Consider the following 21,688-nt stretch of genomic DNA (forward strand, 5'->3'; position numbering starts at 1 on the left):
CAGGAGGTCGCCCACCCGGCTTCGACAAGGAGCAGTACAAGAAGCGCAACACCGTGGAACGGGCGATCAACAAGCTCAAGAACTACCGAGCCGTGTCCACGAGGTACGACAAGCGCGCATACGTCTACCTGGGCACCATCACCGTCGCAGCAACCATCATCTGGCTCCGGACATGATCGGCAGGACAGGCCCTAGCAGGGCCGCCTCACCGGCATCGAGGTGTTGGCGGCCAGTTCAAAACTGCCCAAGTACCTGCTTCAGTCCGCGGAGCGACTGGACACTGGACAGGTCTCGCTTGCTCCGCGCCGAACAACACGGCGCCATGCGATGTCGTGCGACCAGGAAGGCCCAGGAACAATCGTGTCGGACCATGAGCCAGCCGTCCGCTACACCGAAGTCGCGGACCAGGATGTGCGCAGTCTGCGGACGCGTTACTGCCGGTTGCGCACCGACGCAGGCGCACCGGTCGCCGAACTCGAGGCGGTCTCCTTCCGCGTCCGCTTCGGCGGGGCAGCCGTCGCAGCGGAGGGCATCGGCGGCGTGGAGACCGAGCCCGCATTCCGGCGACGTGGACACATGAGCCGGCTCCTGCGCCAGGCACTGGCCGGCATGGCGCAGCGGGTGGACGTCGCGTTCGTGTCCGACGGTGTCGAGGGAGTGTACGAGAAGTTCGGTTTCGTCGGCGCTGTGGCAGAAGGGGCTCTGGTCGTTCCGGTGCGCAACGTGGAACGCGCGTCCGGGGACGATCCGGGAGGTGCCGTCCCGGGCGTCCGCGACGGCTTGGCGGCGGATCTGCCAGACATGGTCCGTCTGTACAACACCGCTCACGCCCAGCGGCCCTGGACGCACGAGCGGCACGTCGGCTGGAACCGGCTCGTTCCCCAGGCAACGTGGAAGCCCGGATCGCAGACCCTGGTTCTGCACAACCACGGCGCCCTCAAGGGCTATGCAGTGCTCCAGGGCCGCGCCTTCGGTGACCCTTTGGGGTCGGTGGTCGCGGACGAGCTGGTGGCCGAAGACGCGTCGGCGGCCGCCCTGCTGCTCGCGGCCCTCGCCCGGCTGTGCTGGCAGAGGCGCTTGAGCGAGTTCACGGTCCGGGAGCCGGCCGACAGCCTGGTGGGTCGCGTGGCACGCCATATGGGCTGCACCGAGCAGCGCAGGTTCTGGCCGAGCGGCGGGATGATGGCGGCCGTTCTGAACCGGTCGGAGCTGGTGCGCAAGCTCGAGCCCGAGCTACGCCGCCGGGCCGTTGGACAGTGGCCGGACCAGGGTTACGACACCGCGCTCGCCGCACTGCGGCGCGGCGATCTGATTCCCGATGGCACGGCGCTCGTCCGGCTGCTTCTGGGCCACTGGTCGTCCGACGACGCGGATGCGGCGGGCGTGGCGATGCCCGACCGGTACCGCGACCTTTGCGCGGCTTGGTTTCCCGGCGGCGGCAGTCCGTCCCTGCCGACGCCGTACGCCCATCGCCTGGACCGCTACTAGCGTGTATCGAATGTGCAGGTCGCTGAACGGAAACGTGCGGCACTCCCCGGCAGCATGGTGGAGCACTCCGCGCTGGGCGCTCCCCGGGCGCTCAGGCGATGCCGTCGGTGCTTGGGGCTCTGCCCGGCGCTCGCGATCCGCCGGCTCGCTGGCCGCTGGCCGGCAACTGCCCGCAGGCCCTGATCCCCGGGCACGCGGCTTCTGCAGCCGATGCCACCTGCACCACCTTCTCGGTGCCCACCTATGTTCTCTAACCGGCCGACAGCAGCACCGTTGCCGGCATGCGGACCTTGCACACGTACATGGAACGGGCCCCGAGAGCGCGGACACCGACCTGCTGGACACGCAGTACACGGCCACCTTGCCCGCGACGGGCAAGGCTCGGTCCACTCGGTGAACCGCCGGAAGGCCGTCACGCCCCCAACGCCCACAGGGCTTCCGGCGACGTCCGCGAACGCCCGGCTCCCGGCCCCGGGGCGCACTTGCCGCGGTGGCGCGACGGCCGGGGCCCGCCCCCCGACAGGCCAGGTGATGGAGGGTGCCGGCAGAGCAGACATGAGCGATGTCGTGGAGACGCGCGCCCCGTGCAGCAAAGTCCTCGCGATGAACGCCGCTGGTCGGAGCACGGCATGGCTGACAGACGGTGTTCGGGGGCGACGGATCCCTGTGGCACACGAACTCCTGGTCTCCGGCCGTCGGGTCGTGGAACTCACGCACGAGCCGGGCGAGTGCCATCGGGCTCTCGTCGGACGTCACGGCAGGGGACGGCGTGACTCCCATGTCACATGGCCGTCCAGGTGACTGAGGACGGCAACGGCCTGGGAACTGTCAGACGCAAGAGCACGGGACCGACCTGACGGGCCGCCTGGGCATCGCCTCATGCCCGGTACAGGGGCCGCTTCCTGGTGAACCGGCGCAGGGCCCCGGGCAGCGGCTCCACGCCGATGCCGGGGGTGTCCGGGACCGGGAGATGGCCGTCGTCGAGGACGAACGGCTCGGTGATGTCCTCGGCGAAGTAGCGGGAGGAGGCGGAGGTGTCGCCGGGGAGGGTGAATCCCGGCAGGGCGGCCAGAGCGAGGTTGGGGGCGCGGCCGATGCCCGTCTCCAGCATGCCGCCGCACCACACCGGCACACCGTGCGCCTGCGCCACGTCGTGGACGCGGCGGGCCTCCAGGTAGCCGCCGACCCGGGCCGGCTTGACGTTCACCACCCGGCAGGCGTCCATGGCGATCGCAGCGGCGGTGTCCCGTGCGTGGTGCAGGGACTCGTCCAGGCAGACCGGGGTGCGCAGCCGCTTCTGCAGCTGGGCGTGGGCGTGCAGGTTGTTCTCCTCCAGCGGCTCCTCGATCAGCAGCAGCCCGTACTCGTCGAGCCGCCGCAGATGCTCCACGTCCGCGAGGGAGTAGGCCGTGTTCGCGTCGACCTGCAGGGGCAGCGCGGCGCCGAAGCGCTCGCGGACCGCACGGACGGGCTCGACGTCCCAGCCCGGCTCGATCTTCAGCTTGATGCGGACGTAGCCCTCGGCGAGGTAGCGCTCGACGTCGTCCAGCAGCTCGGCAACGGAGTCTTTGATGCCGACGGAGACTCCGGCGGGCACTCGCTCCTGTACGGCGCCCAAGTAGGTGGCGAGCGGCATGCCGTAGGCTCGCAGCTCGGCATCGAGTACCGCCGTCTCCAGGGCCGCCTTCGCCAGCTCGTGCCCCTTGACCTTCGCCAGCGCCGGGGCCAGGGCGGCCGTGGTGAGGTGCGGCAGGGCGGCCGCCCGAGGGAGCAGGAAGTCGCGCAGCACGATCTCGGCTCCGGCGACGAACTCCGGGCAGTACAGCGGCTCCGGGTCGGCGGCGAACTCCGACCAGCCCTCCGCCTCGTCGGTGACGACGTGCAGCAGGAAGGTGTCCTTCGTGGTCATCGTGCCGAATGAGGTGCGGAAGGGGGTCACGAGCGGGATCGCGACGTGCACGATGTCGACGCGTTCGAGCTTCACGCCGCGGCCTCCTCGTGCGAGAGCGTGTACCAGCCGTCGCGGGACATCCCGGTGGCCCGGAACCCCTCCTGGAAGGCATCGAGGAACACCTCACGCACGGCGTACCGCCAGCGCAGCGCCAAGGCGGGCTCCGCGGCGCGCAGCTTGACGACGTCGTCGGGGACGCGGCACCACAGGTGCCGGCCGTCCGGGTCCCGGCGGGCGAGCGGGCCGCCGTCCGGAGCCATGCGGACGACGGGCCCGCGGCTGTCGGCGCCGGACGGCTCGCTCGGCGCGGTCAGGTCCCAGGTCACCGTCAGCCGGTCGCTCTCGTCACCGTCGTTCACGCCGTCAGCCATGGGGCCGTAGAAGTCGACCAGGTATTCCGTGCCGACGGCACCCAGCTTGACCAGGTTGAAGCGGGCGTTGCGGCCGACCAGCGGGTCGAACGTCCAGCGCATGGTGCGGGCGCCGAGCCCGGCCGCCCAGTCCCGCTGGGCCTGTTTCACCTGTCGTCCGAGCCCCTGGTCGGCGGCGGCGACCAGCGAGTACGTGCTGCGCTCGGGACCGAGCACGGCCACGGACGCCCCGGCGAGGCGCGGGCCGTCGTAGGCCGCGTGCACGGCACCCCCGGCATGCACCAGGCTGTGCAGGACCTCGGCCGGATAGGGCGGGGCGGTGCGGGGGGTCTGCCAGACGTCGCTGAAGTAGTCGGAAACGGCTTCGAACCCGGTGACGTCGTGGACGGTACGGATGGTGACTCCTGCTGTCATGGCGCGAGTGTCGCCAGGCGACGCCCCCTCGGTGTTGTGGGAGCGGCCAACGGATGCGTACTGTCGTTGCACCATCAGCCAATCACCTCTCCAAGGACCGCATGGACGCCTGTACCCTCGGCGATCTACTGGACGTCGTCGGCGGCCCCACCCTGCGCCTGCACACCGCCCCGGCCGGTTGCGGAGCGCCGGTCACCGAGGTCCTGCTCCACGACGGTCACACCCCGCTCCCTCGGCTGCCCGGAGCGCTGCTGTTGGCGGTCGGGACACGTGCGGCGGACGCGGGTCCGTTGCTGCGGGCGGCCGCGCAGGCGGAGCTGACCGGCGTGGTGGTGCGGGGGGCCGACGGCCCGGTCGCGGAGGCCGGGGCCCACGGCGTGGCGCTGCTGTCGGTCGCCGAGGACGCCGCCTGGCACCATGTCCACCTGCTGCTGGCCTCCGCCATCGCCGCCCGGCCCGCCGCGGCCACCGCCGACCTGGGCCTTGGCGACCTGTTCGCGCTGGCCGACGCCATCGCCGCGGCCACCGGCGGCGCCACCGCCATCGAGGACCCACGCCAGCGGATCCTCGCCTACTCGACCGTCTCCGGCCAGCCGGTGGACGAGGACCGCCGGCAGGGCATCCTCGGCCGCCAGGTGCCGGCCAGCGCGGACAACACCGAGCAGTACCGGCGCCTGTTCGCCGCCGAGCGGCCGCTGCGGCTGTCCGCGCTGACCGGCTCGGACCTGCCCCGGCTGGCGATGCCGGTACGGGCCGGCGGGGAGACGCTGGGCTCGGTGTGGGTGGTCGACGGCGGCTCGCTCGCGCCGGACGCGGAGGACACCCTTGCCCAGGGTGCCACCACGGCCGCGCTGCTCCTGCTGCGGGCGCGTGCCGCCCAGGAGCTGGCCCGGCACCGGGGCAGCGACCTGCTGCGCCGCCTGCTGGACGGCACGGCACCGGACCCGGCGACGGCCGCCGCCCGCCTGGGCGTCGACGGTCCGGCCCGGGCGGCCGCGTTCGTCCTGGACTCCGCCGCGAGCGTCCCGGACGCCGAGCGCACCGCGCTGCGCCTGCTGGACGTCGTGCGCCTGCAGTGCGAGGCCCGCTACGGACGGCACGCGTGCGTGTTGCTCGACGGGGTGGTGTACGCCGTACTGCCCGGTCCCGGCGAGCGGCACAGGAAGCTGGCCGAGGACATCGTGGCCCGGGCCGGGCAGGCGTTGCGCGTGCCGGTGCGGGCGGCGCTGGGCGAGGTCGTGCCGGGCGCGGCCGGGCTGCCCGGCTCGCGGGCGGACGCCGACCTGGTGCTGCGGGTGCTGGACGCCCGGCTGCCGGTGGCCACCGTGGACGAGGTCCGGCCCCGGGTCACGCTGTTGCGTCTGGCCGAAGTGATGGGCGAGCACCGGGAGTTGAACGCGGGGGCGTGGCGGCGGGTGCTGGCGTACGACGCCGAGCACGGCACGGAGTACGCCCGCACGCTGGTCTGCTGGTTCGACGCCGGTTGTGACATGGCGGGCGCGGCGCGACTCCTCGCCGTGCACCCCAACACCTGCCGCTACCGCCTCCGGCAGCTGCAGCAGCACGCCGGGGTCGACCTGGACGACCCCGACGAACGACTGCTGCTGTGGCTTCAGTTGAGGGCGCTCGCGGGGCTCAGCTCAGCCACGCCCTGAGCCTGCTCTCGCACCGCTCGAGATGCTCGACGGGGACGTGCTCCCCGGCCGTGTGGGCCAGCGACGGGTCCCCGGGGCCGTAGTTGAGTGCGGGCACGCCGAGCGCGGCGAAGCGGGCCACGTCCGTCCAGCCGAGCTTGGCCCTCGGCTCGGCGCCCAGCGCGCGGGCCAGCCCGCCGATCCGGTCCAGGTGGGGCGGGGCCCCGGAACGACCTCGGTGACGCGGACCTCGTACTCCGGGAACAGCCCGCGCACGTACGCCTCCGCCTCCTCGACCGAACGGCTCGGTGCGAAACGGCAGTTGACGGTGACGACGCACTCGTCGGGCACGACGTTCCCGGCGACCCCGGCCCGCACGGCGACCGCGCTCAGCCCCTCCCGGTACTCCAGCCCGTCGATCACCACCCGCTCGGGCGTGTGGTCGTCCAACCGCCGCAGCACCCGGGCTGCCTTGTGCGCGGCGTTCACCCCCTGCCAGGCGCGGGCGGTGTGCGCGCGGGCGCCCTCGACCACGATGTCGGCGGACAGGGTGCCCTGGCAGCCGGCCTCGACGCCGGCGTCGGACGGTTCCATGAGGATCGCGAGGCCGGCGTCGGCGAGCAGGGCCGGGCGCTCGGCGCCGATGCGGGCGAGCCCGTTCCTGTCGCCCTCGACCTCCTCGCACTCGTAGAAGACGTACGTGACGTCGCGAACCGGCTCCATGATCCCGGCGGCCAGCCGCAGCGCCACGGCGACCCCGCCCTTCATGTCGCAGGCGCCGAGCCCGTGCACGCTGCCGTCGGCGAGCCGGGACGGCCAGTTCCCGGCGGCCGGGACGGTGTCCAGATGCCCGGCGATCAGCGCCCGTTCGGGGCGGCCGAGACCGGTGCGGGCGACGACGGAGTTGCCGACCCGATCCACAGTGAGGTGGGGCAGTGCCCGCAGGGCCGCCTCCACGGCGTCCGCCAGTTCCGCCTCCCGGCCGCTCTCGGACGGCAGGTCGATCAGGGCGCGGGTGAGGGTGACCACGCCGGCGGTGAGGTCCAGGGAGTGGGTCATGCGAGGTCCTGCTGCCGGTCGAGCCTGGAGTGCCGGATGCCGTAGAAGCCGTAGATCACGAGCCCGGCCGCCATCCACGCCCCGAACGCCACCCAGGTGTCGGTGCCGAGGCTGCCCAGCATGTAGACGCAGAAGCCGACCCCGATGAGCGGGGTGAACGGGGAGAACGGGGAGAACGGCACCCGGAAGGAGCGCGGGGCATCGGGGCTGCGCCGGCGCAGCAGCACGACGGCCAGGTTGACCAGCATGAACGCGAAGAGTGTGCCGATGCTGGTGGCGTCCGCGAGGCTGCCGAGCGGGACGAGGGCGGCGAGGACGGCGATGAACGAAGAGACGATCACGGTGTTGGCGCGGGGCACACCGGTGCCCGGGTGGACGCGGGAGAACAGCGGGGGCACGAGGCCGTCCCGGGACATGGCGAACAGGATGCGGATCTGCCCGTACTGCACGGTCAGCACCACGCTGGTGGTGGCGACCACGGCCCCGATGGACAGCAGGATCGGCCACAGGTTCCCACCGCCGACGGACCGCACCAGCACCTCGCTCAGCGTCGCCTCCGTCCCCGCGAACTGCTTCCAGGGCATCGCGCCGAGCGCGGCGACTGCGACGAGCACGTAGAGGGCGGTGACGAGGACGAGGGACAGGATGATGGCGCGGGGCAGGTCCCGCTGCGGGTTTCGGGCCTCCTCGCCGGCCGTGGAGGCCGCGTCGAAGCCGATGTAGGAGAAGAAGAGGGAGGCCGCTCCGGCACTCATCCCGGCGGCGCCGAGAGGAAAGAGGGGATGGAAGTTCCCGGCCCGGAAGGCGGTGAACGCGACCGCGCAGAACAGCACTAGCGCGGCGATCTTGACGGCGACCATGACGGTGTTGGCGACGGCACTCTCCCTCGCGCCGCGCAGCAGCACCACCATCGCGAGGACGACGATGAGGGCGGCCGGGATGTTGAGCACACCGCCCGTACCGGGCGGGGCGCTCAGCGAGTCGGGAAGGGTCACGCCGAACACGAGACTCAGCAACTCGTTGATGTACTGCCCCCAGCCCACGGCGACGGCGGCCACCGACACCCCGTACTCCAGGATCAGACACCACCCGCACACCCAGGCGACCAGCTCCCCGAGGGTGGCGTAGGCGTAGCTGTAGGACGATCCGGAGCCGGGGATCATGCCTGCCAGCTCGGCGTACGACAGTGCCGAGAACAGGGCGGTGACACCGGCGAGGACGAAGGAGACGACGATGGCGGGCCCCGCCTCGGGCACGGCCTGCCCGAGCACCACGAAGATGCCGGTGCCGAGGGTCGCCCCCACGCTGAGCAGGGTCAGCTGGGCGACGCCCATGATCGGTTTCAGGGGGCTCGCCGCCGCTTCCGCGACCAGCGTCCCCGTGGCCTGCCGCCGGGTGAGCCGGCCGGTACGTGTTCTCTCCTGTCCGGCCGATGGCCGGGTCCCCACACTTCCCATCACACCGCTCCTCCGCCTCCGGATTTGTCTGGCCCTTGATGATGCGGAGGGACGAAGACCCACGGTTGTACGGATCGGCCAAAGGTGCGGCGAGCATATTGGGCAGGGGGCCAAAACAGCCTGCCCATGAGCGCCTGGTCGGCTCTGGGTGAGCACGGCTTGGAAAGGGCGGGGCGGGCCGAGGGCCGCGGGGCCGCGGGCGGGCCCGTGGCGACTGCGCCAATGTCTGCCGTGACCGATGAGTTTCGTGCGCATCCGTAGTCGATACGGCTGAATACACCGACAGCGGTGGGCCTGCGCTGGGGACGTTCCAGCGTGGGAGGACGTAGATGGAGGCTGTGATGAGCGTCGACGACTCCGACCAGGGCCGCGCGACCCGGACGGGCGGGCAAGGGACGCGGGCGAGCGGTCCCAGGGTGTTGGTGGCGGGGGCGAGCATCGCGGGACCCGCGCTGGCCCACTGGCTGCGCCGGCGGGGGGCCGAGGTGACCGTGGTGGAGCGGGCTCCCGAACTGCGTCCCGGGGGGCAGGCGGTGGACGCGCGCGGGGTCGCCAAGGAGGTCATCAGGCGCATGGGGCTGGACGCGGCGGTCCGCGCGGCCTGCACCGACACCGCCGGCGCGCACACCGTGGACGCGGACGGGCAGGTACTGGAGACCTTCCGTGCGTCCGACGACGGTGGCGACGGGTTCATCGCGGACATCGAAATCCTGCGCGGGGACCTGTCCCAGCTGCTCTACGAGGACACTCGCGACGGCGTCGAGTACATCTTCGGCGACCGAATCGCCGGGCTCACCCAGAACGCGGACGGGGTCGACGTGGTCTTCGCGGGCGGCACCCGACGACGCTTCCACCTGGTGGTCGGGGCTGACGGGCTGCACTCGCCGCTGCGAGCGATGGTCTTCGGGCCGCATGAGCGGTTCCTGCGCCACCTCGGGCACGTGCTGGCCTTCTACAGTGTGCCCAACGAGTTCGGACTGGACCGCTGGCTGCTTGAGTACCAGGATCAGGAATCCGGGCGCTCCGCCCTTCTGCGGCCCATCCAGGACGCCACCCGGGCGATGTCCATGTTCTACTTCGCCTCGGCCGACTTCGACGTCGATTACCGTGACGTCGCGGCCCAGAAGCGTTTGCTGCGTGAGCGGATGGCGGGCCTGGGCTGGCTGGCCCCGGACATCCTCGCGCACCTGGACGACACCCCGGACTTCTACCTCGACCAGGTCGCCCAGGTGGTGATGGACCGCTGGTCGAGCGGACGGGTGGGGCTGCTCGGGGACGCGGCGTTCAGCTCGTCGCCGATGTCCGGGCAGGGCACCGGGCTGGCACTGGTCGGCGCCTACCTGCTGGCCGGAGAGCTCGCCGCCGCCAAGTGGGAACCCGACACCGGGTTCGCCCGGTACGAGGCGCGGATGCGCTCCTTCGTCGAAGCCAACCAGGAGATCGGCCGATTGAACGCCCGCAGCCGCGACGCCCCCGGGCCAGACACCGAGCCGCGCCCCGATTTCGCCGGCGAATGGTTCACCGAACTGGTCGGGCGCGCGATCAACGGTGTCGAGCTGCCCGACTACGCGGAGGCGCCGGACTCCGCAGCCCCGGCCGGATCGCCGATCACCTCGCCGGCCAAGCCGTAGCCCGGGGTCTCAGCCGGATCGCTCGCTCCGCTCGCTCATCGCGGGGGCGATCAGCAAGCGCTGGGCCGTGTGCCCGGACGTAACCCCGTCGGGCCGGGGGCCTGGGTGCGGCTGATCAGGCGGTCGGTGAGCCGGCGGCTCTGGTCGTCGTAGCTGTAGGTGGCCCAGGCCGGGTTGGTGGAGGCACCGAACGTCAGCCGCGAGGGTTCACCGTAATCGGTCTACACGGAGGCGCCGACGTAGATGCCGATACTGCTGGGTCGTGGTCGGGGTGCCTATCTGGCGTTCCCCGGCTCCGTCGCGGACGTCCACGTCTACCCGCGCATCCTGTCGGCGACCGAGGTCGGTGCCCTGCACTGACCCACTGCCGGCACCGCCGCAACGGGCTGCCGACGCTCCTGACCGAGCGGCGGGGGCCCGTCTGCTGGGAGCCAGGCGGCGGCTTCGGCGATCTCGGGCCGACCGTCCGGGACGGCCCGAGGGCGGCGGTACGCCTGGGCGGTATCCGCGACCGCCATTACCACCGGCACGCGGGAGGTACGTGATGCATACGCGCGAAGTACTTTCACGCGCGGAATGGGAGGTGAGATGCCTATGCGCCCTCGGCCTGACCAGCGGCTGGTCCGCCATCACCGGGACGCCGGGGAGTCCGACGCTCCGCACTCCTTCCACCTGGTGATCAGTGTGGGCGCCACCCACACGTTCGGCGGGCTGTCCGCCACCCTGGCCGCCGCCCGAAGGCGCCTGGCACCGCAGGCCCGCCTCCTCGTCGGAGACGGTTACTGGGTGCGGGCACCCGGCCCTGAGGCCCTCGGGATGCTCGGCGGCCTGGGTGACCCGGCGACGGCCGGCGACAACCGGCGACGCGGTCGTCGCCGACGGCTGGACTCCGGCCCACGGCCACATCAGCACCCGTCACGAATTGGCCTCGTGGGCGTTGGACCGCACCGAACACCCGGAAGGCACCCAGGCCCGTGCCCTGGAAGCCGCTCCACCCACCGCAGTCAGTGGCTGAACGGCCTACCGCGACGCGTTCGGCTTCGTCACCATGGTCCGACGACCGACGACCGACGGCTGGCTGAAGGTGGGCCAGGCGGCGGCGTCGGGTTGGCCACGCGGTCCTCCTCGTCGTCAGGCGTCGCAGCCCTGTTGCCGGGTCAGTCCTTGACCGGCCACTGCAGCGGTTCGCTCATGAAGCCCTGGCTGAGTTCCACGGCGGCGGCCTTCTGTCCCTCAGGGATGAGGAAGACCTGGCAGATTGTCTCCGACTGCCCCGCGTTCACCTGCTTGTCCGGGTCGAAGGCGGGGCAGTCGGGCCACTTGGCCTGACCCATCAGGACGATGAGCGCCCTGGTCCTCTCGCCGTTGTCCGTGCGGACGATCAGGTCGTCGTCCATGTCGCCGACGGCCATCGCCTTGCCGCTCCTGTGCGCGAGGGTGGCATGCACGTACACCGGGATCTTCGGCTTGTCGTTCTTGTTCCGCTGCAGGCCGGAGTTCTCCACGTCGGCCTTGGTTCCGGTCGTCACCTTTGTGGGAGTGACCGTGTACGTGGCTCCCTTGGAGCTCTGCATGGTGCTCTCTTGCGCCGGGCTCGCCTCGCCGAGACGGTATGTCCTCTGGCCCCCCTTCGCACCCGCCGACGAAGAGGCCGAGTCGGCCCGGCCCTTGTCCGAGCCGCCGTCGTCGCAGCCGGTGAGCGCCGCGGTCAGCGTGAGACCACCCAAGGCCACAGCCACCGTGCGAGGGATCTTGCGCATGATTCTTTCCCTTTCCCCGTTGATGTCCGGCGGTGAGGCGCCCCCCACGCGCCGGACCTGCATCGCGTCTGATCTTGGCAGAGCGGAGCCGGTTGATCCAAAAGGGGCACCCGTGGAGCGTGCGAGGGGAGACCGGTACGGCCGGCCGCGGGCCACCGCGGCGCTGGACCACACGACCGCGGGTGCGCTGTACGAGCCGAAAAGTCCGTTCACCGAGGCGGTGGCCGCCTTCTACGCCCAGGCCTCCGGCGGACTCGGCGACCTGTACGCGCCGGTGCCGTCCCTGACGGCCGAAAACACCGAACACCCGGGGCTGCTCGGCCATCTCAAAGGCTTTCGGTTCATCCGGGTCGAATCCTGCGCACCGATGCCGCGGTCACCGCCACCACCGAGCTGCCGCGCTTCGGGCACTCCTGGGCCGCCGTCCACGCCGCCCGTCCCGACCCCGAAGGCGTACGCCGGCACCGGCGTCCAAGCCGCCGCTGACCGAGGACGGCTCAACGTTGCCGCATCCGGCGCACCAGCCCCAGCCTTCGGCGAGCAGGGTGTGCAGGCCGTCTGCGTGCTGGATGTAGCCGGCCTGGGTGCATACGCCCGCGGTGTTCGGTCCGTTCGTTCGTGATTCCTTCGAGAGCAGCCACTCGACCGGCAGCCACAGGGGGGCGACCCGTCCCGTAGGCGCATGCGCAGTGCCTCCCGGAGGAAGCCGCGGGCATGACGCGCCCTACCCCTTCGACCTGCCTGCGGCGGAAGGCCGCAAGGCCGTCGACGACGAGCAGTCGACGAAAAGTGAATGACCGTCACCGGCGGTTCCACGGGGAGTGTCCGGGCCCGCATCGTCCGCCCCGCGACGCCCAGGAAACCCTGCCGGTGATCCTCCGCATCCGCGGCGCAGGATGGGTGTTCGGCAACGCCCACACCCATGACCGCTTGATGCGTGAGCCGGCCGTCGGCGCCGGCGCCGGCGTGATGTTCCCCGAGTACGACCTGTCGTCCGAGGCCCGCTACATGCCGGCGCGAGTCTGCTCCTCGGCAGAGCGGGCATACGGCGATGTGCCGGGGGCGGAGGACAGCCACCGGTGAACGCGTCGCCAAGCGCTGAGCCAAGAGGGGTACCCGATGTCGACTGCCGTGCCGGAGAGACCCGCCGAGCCGGGGAAAAGAGCCGAGCTCACAGCCGGACTTCCAGGCGCCGGATATGGCGAAGGACCGGGAGCCGTCGCCCGGAGCCGTCCCGCGATGCCGCGCGGCATCGGCTGGTCCGTGCGGTGGATTACGGCGCTGACCATCTGTCAGGCCACACTGATGGTGGGTCTCGGGCTGCTGATCACCGGCCCGGCTCGCCACCTGTGGCCGCTCACGGCCGAGGACCGGGTGAACGAGGCCTTCGTGCGCCTGCGCACCGCTACACTCACCACCCTGTCCTCCGTCGCCTCGCAAGGAGGCAACACCGGGACGGTCATCGGCGTCACCCTGGCGAGCTGCCTGGGGCTGATCCTGATACCGCGGCTGCCGATGTGGCGGCAGGCCGTGTTCCTCGCCGTCGCCGTATCCCTGCAGTCGCTGGTCTTCCTGGTCATCACCTTCGCGGTCGACCGCCACCGCCCCGAGGTGCACCGCCTCGACGGCTCCCTGCCCACGTCCAGTTACACTTCCGGTCACACCGGCGCGGCCACCGCCATCTACGGCGGTCTGGCACTGCTGGCGCTGTCCCGGCTGCGCGGCCCGTGGCGGACCGTCGTGGCGTGCCTGCTCTGCGTCCTGCCCCTCCTGGTGGGCCTCGCCCGCCTCTACCGGGGCATGCACCACCCCACCGACGTCATGGGCGGCCTCGTCAACGGAACCCTGTCCCTGCTGATCGCACGGCGCGCACTGCTCGCGGACGGCGCGGTCGCGGCTCCCCCCGCGACGGCGTCCACGCCCATGGCCGGCCCGTCCCGGCCCGTGGCTCCCGGCCGCACCTTCGTGATCTTCAACCCCACGGTCACCGACGAGGCCGACCGCGACGCCCTGCGCCGCGTCCTGGAACATCACGGCCACACCGCACCGGTGTTCGTCGAGACGACCGCCGAGGACCCCGGAGGCGGCCAGACGGCCGGCGCGGTCCGCGACGGCGCGACCCTCGTCGTGGTCTGCGGCGGCGACGGCACCCTCCGCGCGGCCGCCGAATCCCTCGCGGGCACCGACGTACCGCTCGCCCTGGTGCCCTGCGGGACCGGCAACCTCCTGGCCCGCAACCTCGGTCTGCCGCTCGCACCGTCCGACGCCCTCGACGCCGCGCTGCGCGGCACCGCCCGCCGCGTCGACCTCGGCCGTATCGAGGGCGACGGCCTGCCCTCCACGCACTTCGCCGCCATGGCCGGCGCCGGTCTCGACGCCGCGACGATGCGGCGGGCCAACGCCAACGACCGCGCCAAGGCCGTCGTCGGCTGGCCCACCTACGTGCTCGCCGCCCTGCGTGAACTGCGCACCCCGCGCACGGGGGTGAGCGTCCGTCTCGACGGCGCGCCCGCCCTGCGCCGCACGGCCCGCATGGTGCTGGTCGGCAACATCGGCACGGTCCAGGGCGGAGTGACCCTGCTGCCCGACGCCCGGGCCGACGACGGGCGGCTGGACCTGCTGATCCTGGACCCCCGCGGCATCGGTGGCTGGCTGTCCGCGCTGCGGACGCTGCTGCGCGGCGGCACGACGGCGTCACGGGACGGCGGCGAGGACGGCGCACCGGTGCAGTTCTTCACCTTCCGACGCGCGGAGTTCACCTTCGACACCGAGCTGCCCCGCGAGCTGGACGGCGATCCTGTGCCCGCGGGCCGGCACCTGACCGCCGAGGTCGGACCGGGCGCCCTGACCGTGCTGCTGCCGGCGCGGGAGCAGTGACATGGGTACCGCGACGAAGGTCCCCGAGACGCGGGACATGGGCGGGGAGGAACTGTCCGGTGACGAGGCGTGGGCGGCCTTGCGCCGCTATGGCGGCTGGTCCCTGCTGCGGGACGCGTTCCTCCGCTTCCGCTACGCCGACGGCTTCACGCACTCCCGCGCCCTCGCCCTGCAGACGGTGCTGTCCGTCATCCCGATGGTCATCGCATTCGTCGGCCTGTCGACCACCCTGCACACCGAGAACATCGGCAGACTGGCCGAACTGACCATTCACCGGATCGCCCAGGGCCCCAGCGCCCGCGTGGTCGACGACGCCCTCGACCGCAGCCGGCGCACGGCGGGCGACGGCGCCGCCCTCGCCCTCTGGTTCGGCGCCGCCTTCTCCCTCGTCAACGTCACCACCGCCATGTGCCAGATCGAGCGGGGCGCCAACCGCCTCTACGGCAACGAACGCGACCGCCCCTTCCACCTCAAGTACCTGCGCGGCCTGCTGATGTCCGTCGGCGCGGGCTTCCCGCTCGGCCTCGGGTTCATCGTGATGATCGCCGGCGACGACCTCGCCTCGGCGGCGGTGGACGTATACCACCTGCACCACAGCGCCCGGACCGCCTGGGACGTCCTGCGCTGGCCCTTCGGGCTGCTGCTCGCACTCCTGTCCGCCAGCGTCATCTTCCGCCGCTCTCCGCGCCGCAAGCAGCCCGGCTACACCTGGCTCGCCTTCGGCGCGGCCGTCTACCTGGTGCTGTGGATGACACTGACCTGGCTGCTCAGCCTCTACCTGGACCTCAGCGGCTCGTTCGACACCGTCTACGGCCCCCTGAGCGCCTTCATGTCCCTGCTGCTGTGGGCCTACCTGACGTCCATCGCCCTCTTCCTGGGGCTGGCCTTCGCCGCGCAGCTGGAGGCAGCGCGCGGCCGCCGCCCCGGCCCGATCCAAACCGATCCCGGAGTCTGACATGCACGACCTGACCGCCCTGCGGCTCCTCCGCGACCGCCGAGCACGCCGTGAACGCCGCCGGCAGGCCGACCGCAGGTTCGGCGCGCGGCTGCTGGCCGCCGCCGGCGTCGCCGCCGTGGCCGCGGTCACCTTCGGACTGCTCCTGACCCTGGTCGAGGGCCACTGGCGGCCCCTGTCGCACCTGGACGCCTCCGCCGCGCAGGACCTGCACCGGTACGCCATGCGCCACCGGGAGTGGACAGCCGTGCTGCACCTGCTCTCCGACCGGATCTGGGACCCCGTGACGCTGCGCTCGGCCGTCGCCCTGCTGACCGCGTGGCTGGTGTACCGCCGCGCCTGGCGCCTGGCGGCCTGGGCGGCGGTCACCGCCGTGGCCGGCGGGCTCGTCGGACTGCTCGTCAAGACCGTGGTCGGCCGGGCCAGGCCCGTGCTGCAGGACCCGGTGGCGCACGCCCCGGGCTACTCCTTCCCGTCCGGCCACGCGATGACGGCGACGACCTCCTTCGCCATCTTCATGCTGGTCCTGGCACCCCTGCTGCCGCGGGCCTGGCGCATCGCAGGCTGGTGCGTCGCCGTGCTCTGCGTTCTCGGGACCGGCTTCACCCGGGTGGCCCTCGGCGTGCACTGGTTCAGCGACGTCCTGGGCGGCTGGCTGCTGGGCCTGACCGTCGTCGCCCTCACCGCCTGGGCCTTCGAGGCCTGGCGCGTTGATGCCGGACGGAGCCGTACCCCGGTGAGCGACGGCCTGGAGCCGGAAGTGACCGAAGCCACCCCGGAACCCCGTCCGCGGACCCGCTGAGAGACGTACGGGAATCCGGTCGCGCATCCGGCCGCGTATCCGTTCCGAGTTCTTCTCCGGAGGAGGGCACGCCCGCGTACGACTGTGCGCGCAACACGCTGATCGCGAGGAACATGCCCTTGGTCCGCTACGCGGCCGACCGGTCCGCAGCCGCGGCACGGAGGAGATGGAGGACAGGACATCGTCCAGGCCGGCATGTGTCGGCGAATCGAGGCGCTCGACCGCTTCGTGCTGTCCCGGGAGGCGGAGCCCACCTCCTTCGCCATCCCGTACATCGTCGGCGAGTTCACGCGGTTCTTCCACGACACGACCTGGGCCGTGCATCTGCCGCGCCGGTCCCAGGAGGCCCGCGTCCAGCTCGCCTCGGCGTCTCCCGGATGCACGTCTCCCACCTGATCACGCGCCTGCTCACCCGCATGCGCGGGGGCTTGCTCACCGCTCACTGACGCTCGTCCCGGCCGCCCCGGTCCCGCTGTACGCGGCGCGCCGGACCGGTCCGCCCCCGCGCCTACGACTCGCTCGAGACGGTGTAGTACGCCCTCGACCACGTCCTGACCGCCACGCCCCTGTCCGAGGAGGGGCGGGCCACCGCGGCTCCCAATGACCGCACCGGCCGGGGAGCACGACCTGGTGCCTCACAAGTCCGGCGCGACCGGCCACCTGCTCCCGCTGGAGGCCCCGAACGCGTGCAGACGAGAAGACCGTCACGAACGGCACCCTGTCGGTCGCGGCCCCGGGCAAGGGGAACTCCGGGCGTACGTGCTGGACGGTCCCGGCCATGTTGGCAGTGATGGCCCCTATCTGAAGTGACACTTGGGCGGCCGCACGCCCGGGCCCGGAACACCGCGGCACCTGGAACCTGGCGCGGAGCGACGGCCAATGTCCGCCCGGGTGGCCGGGCCCATCCCGGCATGGCGGCGGATCCGCCCGGCACGCTTCGAACCGGACGCCTTGGGTGAGCGCAGGACGATCCTGGTGTTGCCCGCCCGGTCCCGCGTAGCGCCGGTGGGCGGGCATTCTCCGGACCGGTCACGTGGCGATGGGGCCAGGGTGCGGTCCCATGCGTGATACTGGGTCAACTTGACCAGTTTTGAGTGATTTATCGGTCTCGACTCGCAGCACGGGAGTGCATGCCAATGAACCTGGGTCTCACCGACAGGGTCGCTGTCGTCACCGGCGCCAGCAAGGGCATCGGGTTGGCCATCGCCGAAACCCTCGGCCGCGAAGGCGCCCGAGTCGTCGTCGGCAGCCGTACTCGGACTCCTGAACTCGCCGCACTGTGCGAGAGGTACGGCGCCACTTTCGTTCCCGTTGATCTGGGCGAGGCCCACGGTCCCGACCTGCTGATCCAAGCCGCTGCCCAGCGCCACGGCCGGATCGACGTGCTGGTCAACAATCTCGGCGCGACCCGCCCCCGCTCCAGCTTCCTGGACATCGACGATGCCGAGTGGCAGAGCGTCTTCGATCTGACCTTCTTCAGTGCGGTCCGTACCAGCCGCGCCGCGTTGCCTCAGCTGCTCGCCCACAACGGCGGGGCGATCGTCAACATCAGCTCCGTCAACGCCCGCCTGCCCTTCCCCATGGTCGTCGACTACTCAGCGGCCAAGGCCGCGCTGAGCAATCTCACCAAAGCTTTGTCGGAGGAGTTCGCCCCTCAAGGTGTACGTGTCAACTCCATCGCCCCCGGGCCGGTCCGGACCCCCTTCTGGACCGCCCCCGGCGGCTTCGCCGACGCCGCATCAGCCGGGACCGGCAAAAGCCCCAAGGAAACTCTCGACAACGTCGTGCCCCAGCAGATGGGCATCTCCACCGGACGGATCACCGAGCCCCAGGAAGTAGCTGAACTCTGCGCCTTCCTGGCCTCCCCCCGCGCAGCCAACATCACCGGCGCGGAATTCGTCATCGACGGCGGCCAGATCAAAACCACCTAGAGGTTGACCCGTATCCGGTGGGGCGGTTGGTGTGTTGGCTGGGCATGGGTGGGTCATCTCAGCACATGATCCGAAGAGGATCGAGCCGTTCTCGGGGTTGACCGAGGTGCAGTTCGCCAGGCTGGAGCCTGCCGACGCGCCGCGTCTGGGCATCGTCGTGACCGACCTGATCTCCGCCTGGCTGGCCCGACTGACTGAGGGCCAGGTTGTGCATGCGGGCAATGCCGTTGGCCACCCAGTGGACGCCGTCACCGCAGCGGCGGCAGTCCCGGAGGATCTTCCAGGTGGGCATATGCCCAAAGGTGCACGCGGTGTAGGCGGAGCCGCATCGGGTGGCCTGATGATCTCTATGCGTCTTGTTCCGAATGCGTCTTGTTCCGACGGCGACAGGAGTGGTCCGGCGACCGAGGGATTCAGGACCAACATCGAACATTTCGCAAGCTCGCCCGTGTGTGACGTCCCACGGACGTACAGTGAGCGGTACGTCAGCAGGGGCAGATTGCGCAGGGGACGCATGTGAACGCGAGTGACGAGTATCCGCGGCAGAGCAGCACCAGGGTGGAGGCGATCCCGCGCACCATCGCCGCTGTCGCCGACGCGCTTCCCCCCGCCCGGCGCCACGAATTCCACGCCGCCGTGAGCCGCGCTCAACCGGGACCGGAACTGGACGCTGCACTGATGACGTGGTGGCTCGAAGCAATGTTTGAGATGGTGCCGGGACGGGATCAGCGCTTGGATGACACAGTCGCAGGCGTAGGACTCGTCGAGCTCGAGCCGGAGACGGAAGAGCGATGAATCCGGGATCAAAGGGATGGACCGCGGTCGCGCAGATCACTGCATCCAAAGTGCTCAGTCAGATGCGCACATCTGGATTCGTGGACCTACACGACAATATCGTGCGGTTCCTGCATGCTTTGGCCTTGGAGGTCGGCAGTGCGGTCGAGTCCGGCCATCCGCCACCAGGGCTGCCCATGACCATTCGCGGTGTCACTTGGTACAGCATGGCCGTGTTCAACGATCCCGTGTTCTTCAACTACAGCATTTACCCGGACGAGCTGCAGATCAGGGTTTGCGATCTGATCTGGGTAATCACCACCGAGTAGCTGTCGCAGGGGAAACACCAGAATGCCCACCAGCCGGGCCTCGTACAGGCCCGCCCGCGCACACCGTGCAGGACATGCGCTCAGTGGAAGCGCTGGATGAAGGTGAGAGCCGTGTCGCAGACCTGGGGCCAGCCGCTGTCGATGGTCAGCGAGTGGCCGCGGTTCTCGATCTCGGTGAGCCGGCCGCGTCACCAACCTGTCGAACAGCACAACTAGGCGGTCTCGAGGAGTCGCTTCCGCAGCAGGGCGGCGCCGGATTCGGCGAGCCAGTCCGCGAGCGTACGCAGTCCGGGGTGGATGACGCGCAGCACCTCGATGTCGGCATGCCAGCGAGATCCGGCTGCCCAACGCTCCCGGGCCTGGGCGATCTCGGGGTTGAGTGCAGCGGCCTCGGCATGGGTGATCTGCTCGTAGCGCACCGCGTAACCGGTGGCCTCGCCGATCGCAGCGACCGCCTCGGCCGGGGTGGGGGCGTCCCCGGCCAGCTCAAGGCTCCGCCCCGCGAACCTGTCCGGCTGGTCGAAGGCCAGCGCGGCGAATTCGGCGATGTCCTCCACCGCGATGATCTGGACAGGTTCGTCCGGCGGGAAGATGTGCCGGTGCACGCCGTGGACGATCCCGTCGAGACCGATGGGCGTCGAACCGAGATAGTTCGACATGAAGCGCACCGGGCGCAGCACGGTCACCGACCGGATCCGCTCACGCAGGTGGTCCTCGATGCGTTTCTTCCCGTCGGAGCCACCCGGGCGACCCGGCGTGGACGCGACGCCCGTGAACACGACGTGCTCGATTCCCACGGCGGCCGCGGCATCGACCAGTGCCCGGCCCCGGGCGAACTCCCGCTGCACGTCGGAGCCGGCCGGCCCGAATGTCACGGGCGGTACGGCGAACAGTGCCGCTGCTCCCTCCAACGCCGCTGGCAGACTCGACGGGTCGTCGAAGTCGCCGCGCACGAGCTCGGCTCCGGCGGTTTCGAGTGCCTTGGTGGCGGCAGCGGTCGTATCCCGCACGAGCACGCGCACCGGCCTGCCGGCCGCCAGAAGCCGGTGTGCGGTGGCGCCGCCCTGCCGGCCGGTCGCACCGGTCACGACGACCAAGCGGTCAGTGGTCATGTTGTCCTCCGCCCCGGGATTGTCAGTGGGCACGGTCGGGTTGGGCCCCGGGTCGATGTGGAATGCTCCACCCGGTTGAGTCGGACGGACAAGGGATTACGTGACATGACCGCAGATCCCCACGACGTCGGCCGGGCCGATGCCCGCCGCAATCGCACGAAGGTTCTCGCCGCCGCTGCCCGGGCGTTCGAGGAGCACGGCCTGGACGTCTCGCTCGGCGCGATCGCACGGCAGGCGGGGGTCGGCGCCGGCACCGTGTACCGGCACTTCCCGAGCAAGGAAATCCTGCTGGAAGCCGTACTCGTCCAGCAGATCGACGACCTGGTGGACGCCGCTCGCCGGTGGACAGCTCGCACTGACCCTGTCGCGGCGTTCTTCGGCTTCCTCTTGGAGGTGGTCAATGCGTCACACGGGCGCAAGCGCGCGTGCGACGCATTGACCACGGAAACGAGCTGGCCGCGCCCGAGCCTGGCCGCGTCGGCGCGACGGTTCCGCCAGGCACTCGCCGACCTGCTCAGCGCAGCTCAGCAGGTCGGCGGGGTCCGCACTGACGTCAGCGCGGACGACGTCGCCGCGCTCACCGTCGGGTGCGCGACGATACGGGGCGCCCACCGCGACCGGAACGGCGGCACCCGCATGGTGCGCCTGACGCTGGAGAGCCTGCGGAGTCCCGGATCCGTCACGGAAGGGCGGGTGTTTCGTGACGCGCCCGGCACGCTTCACGCGGCGCCACGGTGCGAGCAGTGCGGGGTTCAGCTCGACCCCCGGCCCACTGGCCGCCCGGCCCGCTACTGCGGAGCGACTTGCCGACAGCGAGCACGCCGCCGCCGTCTCGGACCGGCAACGATTGCCTAGCGGAGGATGAGCGCTGGAACCGGAAGGCGCCTGGGCTTCGTCCCCAAAAGCGCTCTCACCCGGTCGATCGAGCACGGCCGGGCAGCAAGCACCACGTTCTCCCCGACGGCCAAGGCATCCCGCTCGCGATGTCGCTGACCGACGGCAACCGCAACGACGTCACCCAGCTGCTGCCCCTGCTGTCATCGGCCGTCGCCAGCAGGTCGCGGTCCCGTCGTTGCGGATGGTGATACCGCGGCGTCGACCGGTCAACTCCCCGCTCTTGTAGGCAGGTTGCGCCCGCTCCCG

General features: G+C 71.2%; 16 protein-coding genes and 6 pseudogenes. 15 read left to right on the plus strand and 7 right to left on the minus strand.

Going from position 1 to position 21,688, the window contains the following annotated elements; all coding sequences use genetic code 11:
* Nucleotides 1-176: pseudogene (locus ACZ6CZ_RS34975) on the plus strand (IS5/IS1182 family transposase); the annotation flags it as partial.
* Between the two features lie 184 nt (nt 177-360).
* Nucleotides 361-1,488: a GNAT family N-acetyltransferase gene (locus ACZ6CZ_RS34980; RefSeq protein ID WP_469029506.1), complete on the plus strand. Its 1,128-nt coding sequence runs from the start codon at nt 361-363 to the stop codon at nt 1,486-1,488.
* Between the two features lie 877 nt (nt 1,489-2,365).
* Here ACZ6CZ_RS34980 and menC read toward each other — a convergent pair.
* Nucleotides 2,366-3,472, minus strand: a complete 1,107-nt coding sequence (gene menC / locus ACZ6CZ_RS34985) for an o-succinylbenzoate synthase (RefSeq protein ID WP_469029508.1) — start codon at nt 3,470-3,472, stop codon at nt 2,366-2,368.
* A complete protein-coding gene (locus tag ACZ6CZ_RS34990; RefSeq protein WP_469029511.1) occupies nt 3,469-4,224 on the minus strand; it encodes a chorismate synthase in 756 nt (251 codons plus the stop codon). Before ACZ6CZ_RS34990 ends, menC begins: the two co-directional genes overlap by 4 nt.
* Before the next feature lie 101 nt (nt 4,225-4,325).
* Here ACZ6CZ_RS34990 and ACZ6CZ_RS34995 point away from each other — a divergent pair, with 101 nt between their 5' ends.
* Nucleotides 4,326-5,879 carry a PucR family transcriptional regulator gene (locus ACZ6CZ_RS34995; RefSeq protein ID WP_469029513.1) on the plus strand — a complete coding sequence of 518 codons (1,554 nt, stop codon included), beginning with the start codon at nt 4,326-4,328 and terminating at the stop codon, nt 5,877-5,879.
* On the opposite strand, the pseudogene dapE reads toward ACZ6CZ_RS34995, so the two are convergent.
* Both dapE and ACZ6CZ_RS35005 read right to left on the minus strand, forming a co-directional pair.
* Nucleotides 5,860-6,917: pseudogene (gene dapE / locus ACZ6CZ_RS35000) on the minus strand (succinyl-diaminopimelate desuccinylase). The gene ACZ6CZ_RS34995 and the pseudogene dapE sit on opposite strands and share 20 nt — an antisense overlap.
* Nucleotides 6,914-8,374 (minus strand): amino acid permease, encoded by a 1,461-nt coding sequence (locus ACZ6CZ_RS35005; protein ID WP_469029515.1) that lies wholly within the window; start codon nt 8,372-8,374, stop codon nt 6,914-6,916. Before ACZ6CZ_RS35005 ends, dapE begins: the two are co-directional and overlap by 4 nt.
* 341 nt (nt 8,375-8,715) lie before the next feature.
* On the opposite strand from ACZ6CZ_RS35005, the gene ACZ6CZ_RS35010 reads away from it, so the two are divergent.
* Nucleotides 8,716-10,005, plus strand: a complete 1,290-nt coding sequence (locus ACZ6CZ_RS35010; protein ID WP_469029518.1) for an FAD-dependent monooxygenase — start codon at nt 8,716-8,718, stop codon at nt 10,003-10,005.
* 1,157 nt (nt 10,006-11,162) lie between these two features.
* Here ACZ6CZ_RS35010 and ACZ6CZ_RS35015 read toward each other — a convergent pair.
* Nucleotides 11,163-11,579 carry a hypothetical protein gene (locus ACZ6CZ_RS35015; RefSeq protein WP_469029520.1) on the minus strand — a complete coding sequence of 139 codons (417 nt, stop codon included), beginning with the start codon at nt 11,577-11,579 and terminating at the stop codon, nt 11,163-11,165.
* 298 nt (nt 11,580-11,877) lie between these two features.
* Between ACZ6CZ_RS35015 and ACZ6CZ_RS35020 the strand changes: the two genes are divergently transcribed.
* From ACZ6CZ_RS35020 to ACZ6CZ_RS35050, 7 genes and pseudogenes are all read left to right on the plus strand, one after another.
* Nucleotides 11,878-12,387: a hypothetical protein gene (locus tag ACZ6CZ_RS35020; protein ID WP_469029523.1), complete on the plus strand. Its 510-nt coding sequence runs from the start codon at nt 11,878-11,880 to the stop codon at nt 12,385-12,387.
* Between the two features lie 67 nt (nt 12,388-12,454).
* Nucleotides 12,455-12,773 (plus strand): annotated as a pseudogene (locus ACZ6CZ_RS35025) (alpha/beta hydrolase); the annotation flags it as partial.
* A gap of 111 nt (nt 12,774-12,884) precedes the next feature.
* Nucleotides 12,885-14,642, plus strand: coding sequence for a bifunctional phosphatase PAP2/diacylglycerol kinase family protein (locus tag ACZ6CZ_RS35030; protein ID WP_469029525.1), 1,758 nt, complete (start codon nt 12,885-12,887; stop codon nt 14,640-14,642).
* Nucleotide 14,643: 1 nt separating this feature from the next.
* On the plus strand, nt 14,644-15,597 hold the full coding sequence (locus ACZ6CZ_RS35035) for a YihY/virulence factor BrkB family protein (RefSeq protein WP_469029528.1): 954 nt from the start codon (nt 14,644-14,646) through the stop codon (nt 15,595-15,597).
* A 1-nt stretch (nt 15,598) separates the two neighbouring features.
* On the plus strand, nt 15,599-16,399 hold the full coding sequence (locus ACZ6CZ_RS35040; RefSeq protein ID WP_469029531.1) for a phosphatase PAP2 family protein: 801 nt from the start codon (nt 15,599-15,601) through the stop codon (nt 16,397-16,399).
* Nucleotides 16,396-16,771: pseudogene (locus ACZ6CZ_RS35045) on the plus strand (sigma factor); the annotation flags it as partial. The gene ACZ6CZ_RS35040 and the pseudogene ACZ6CZ_RS35045, both read left to right, overlap by 4 nt.
* 764 nt (nt 16,772-17,535) lie before the next feature.
* Complete coding sequence (locus tag ACZ6CZ_RS35050) at nt 17,536-18,330, plus strand: SDR family NAD(P)-dependent oxidoreductase (protein WP_469029533.1); 795 nt, start codon at nt 17,536-17,538, stop codon at nt 18,328-18,330.
* 193 nt (nt 18,331-18,523) lie between these two features.
* Here the strand turns inward: ACZ6CZ_RS35050 and ACZ6CZ_RS35055 are convergent.
* Nucleotides 18,524-18,625: pseudogene (locus ACZ6CZ_RS35055) on the minus strand (IS5/IS1182 family transposase); the annotation flags it as partial.
* Nucleotides 18,626-18,846: 221 nt separating this feature from the next.
* Between ACZ6CZ_RS35055 and ACZ6CZ_RS35060 the strand changes: the two are divergent.
* Both ACZ6CZ_RS35060 and ACZ6CZ_RS35065 read left to right on the plus strand, forming a co-directional pair.
* The gene (locus tag ACZ6CZ_RS35060; RefSeq protein ID WP_469029537.1) at nt 18,847-19,125 is read left to right on the plus strand and encodes a hypothetical protein; all 279 of its coding nucleotides are present in this window, start codon (nt 18,847-18,849) and stop codon (nt 19,123-19,125) included.
* Nucleotides 19,122-19,433, plus strand: a complete 312-nt coding sequence (locus ACZ6CZ_RS35065) for a hypothetical protein (protein WP_469029540.1) — start codon at nt 19,122-19,124, stop codon at nt 19,431-19,433. Before ACZ6CZ_RS35060 ends, ACZ6CZ_RS35065 begins: the two co-directional genes overlap by 4 nt.
* 212 nt (nt 19,434-19,645) lie before the next feature.
* On the opposite strand, the gene ACZ6CZ_RS35070 is transcribed toward ACZ6CZ_RS35065, so the two are convergent.
* Nucleotides 19,646-20,545: an NmrA/HSCARG family protein gene (locus ACZ6CZ_RS35070; RefSeq protein WP_469029543.1), complete on the minus strand. Its 900-nt coding sequence runs from the start codon at nt 20,543-20,545 to the stop codon at nt 19,646-19,648.
* Nucleotides 20,546-20,650: 105 nt separating this feature from the next.
* Here ACZ6CZ_RS35070 and ACZ6CZ_RS35075 point away from each other — a divergent pair, with 105 nt between their 5' ends.
* Together ACZ6CZ_RS35075 and ACZ6CZ_RS35080 are read left to right on the plus strand one after the other, a co-directional pair.
* Nucleotides 20,651-21,400: a TetR/AcrR family transcriptional regulator gene (locus ACZ6CZ_RS35075; protein ID WP_469029546.1), complete on the plus strand. Its 750-nt coding sequence runs from the start codon at nt 20,651-20,653 to the stop codon at nt 21,398-21,400.
* A 59-nt stretch (nt 21,401-21,459) separates the two neighbouring features.
* Nucleotides 21,460-21,588 (plus strand): annotated as a pseudogene (locus tag ACZ6CZ_RS35080) (transposase); the annotation flags it as partial.
* Nucleotides 21,589-21,688 lie beyond the last annotated feature (100 nt).

The organism is Streptomyces sp. NPDC041135 (assembly GCF_055592085.1).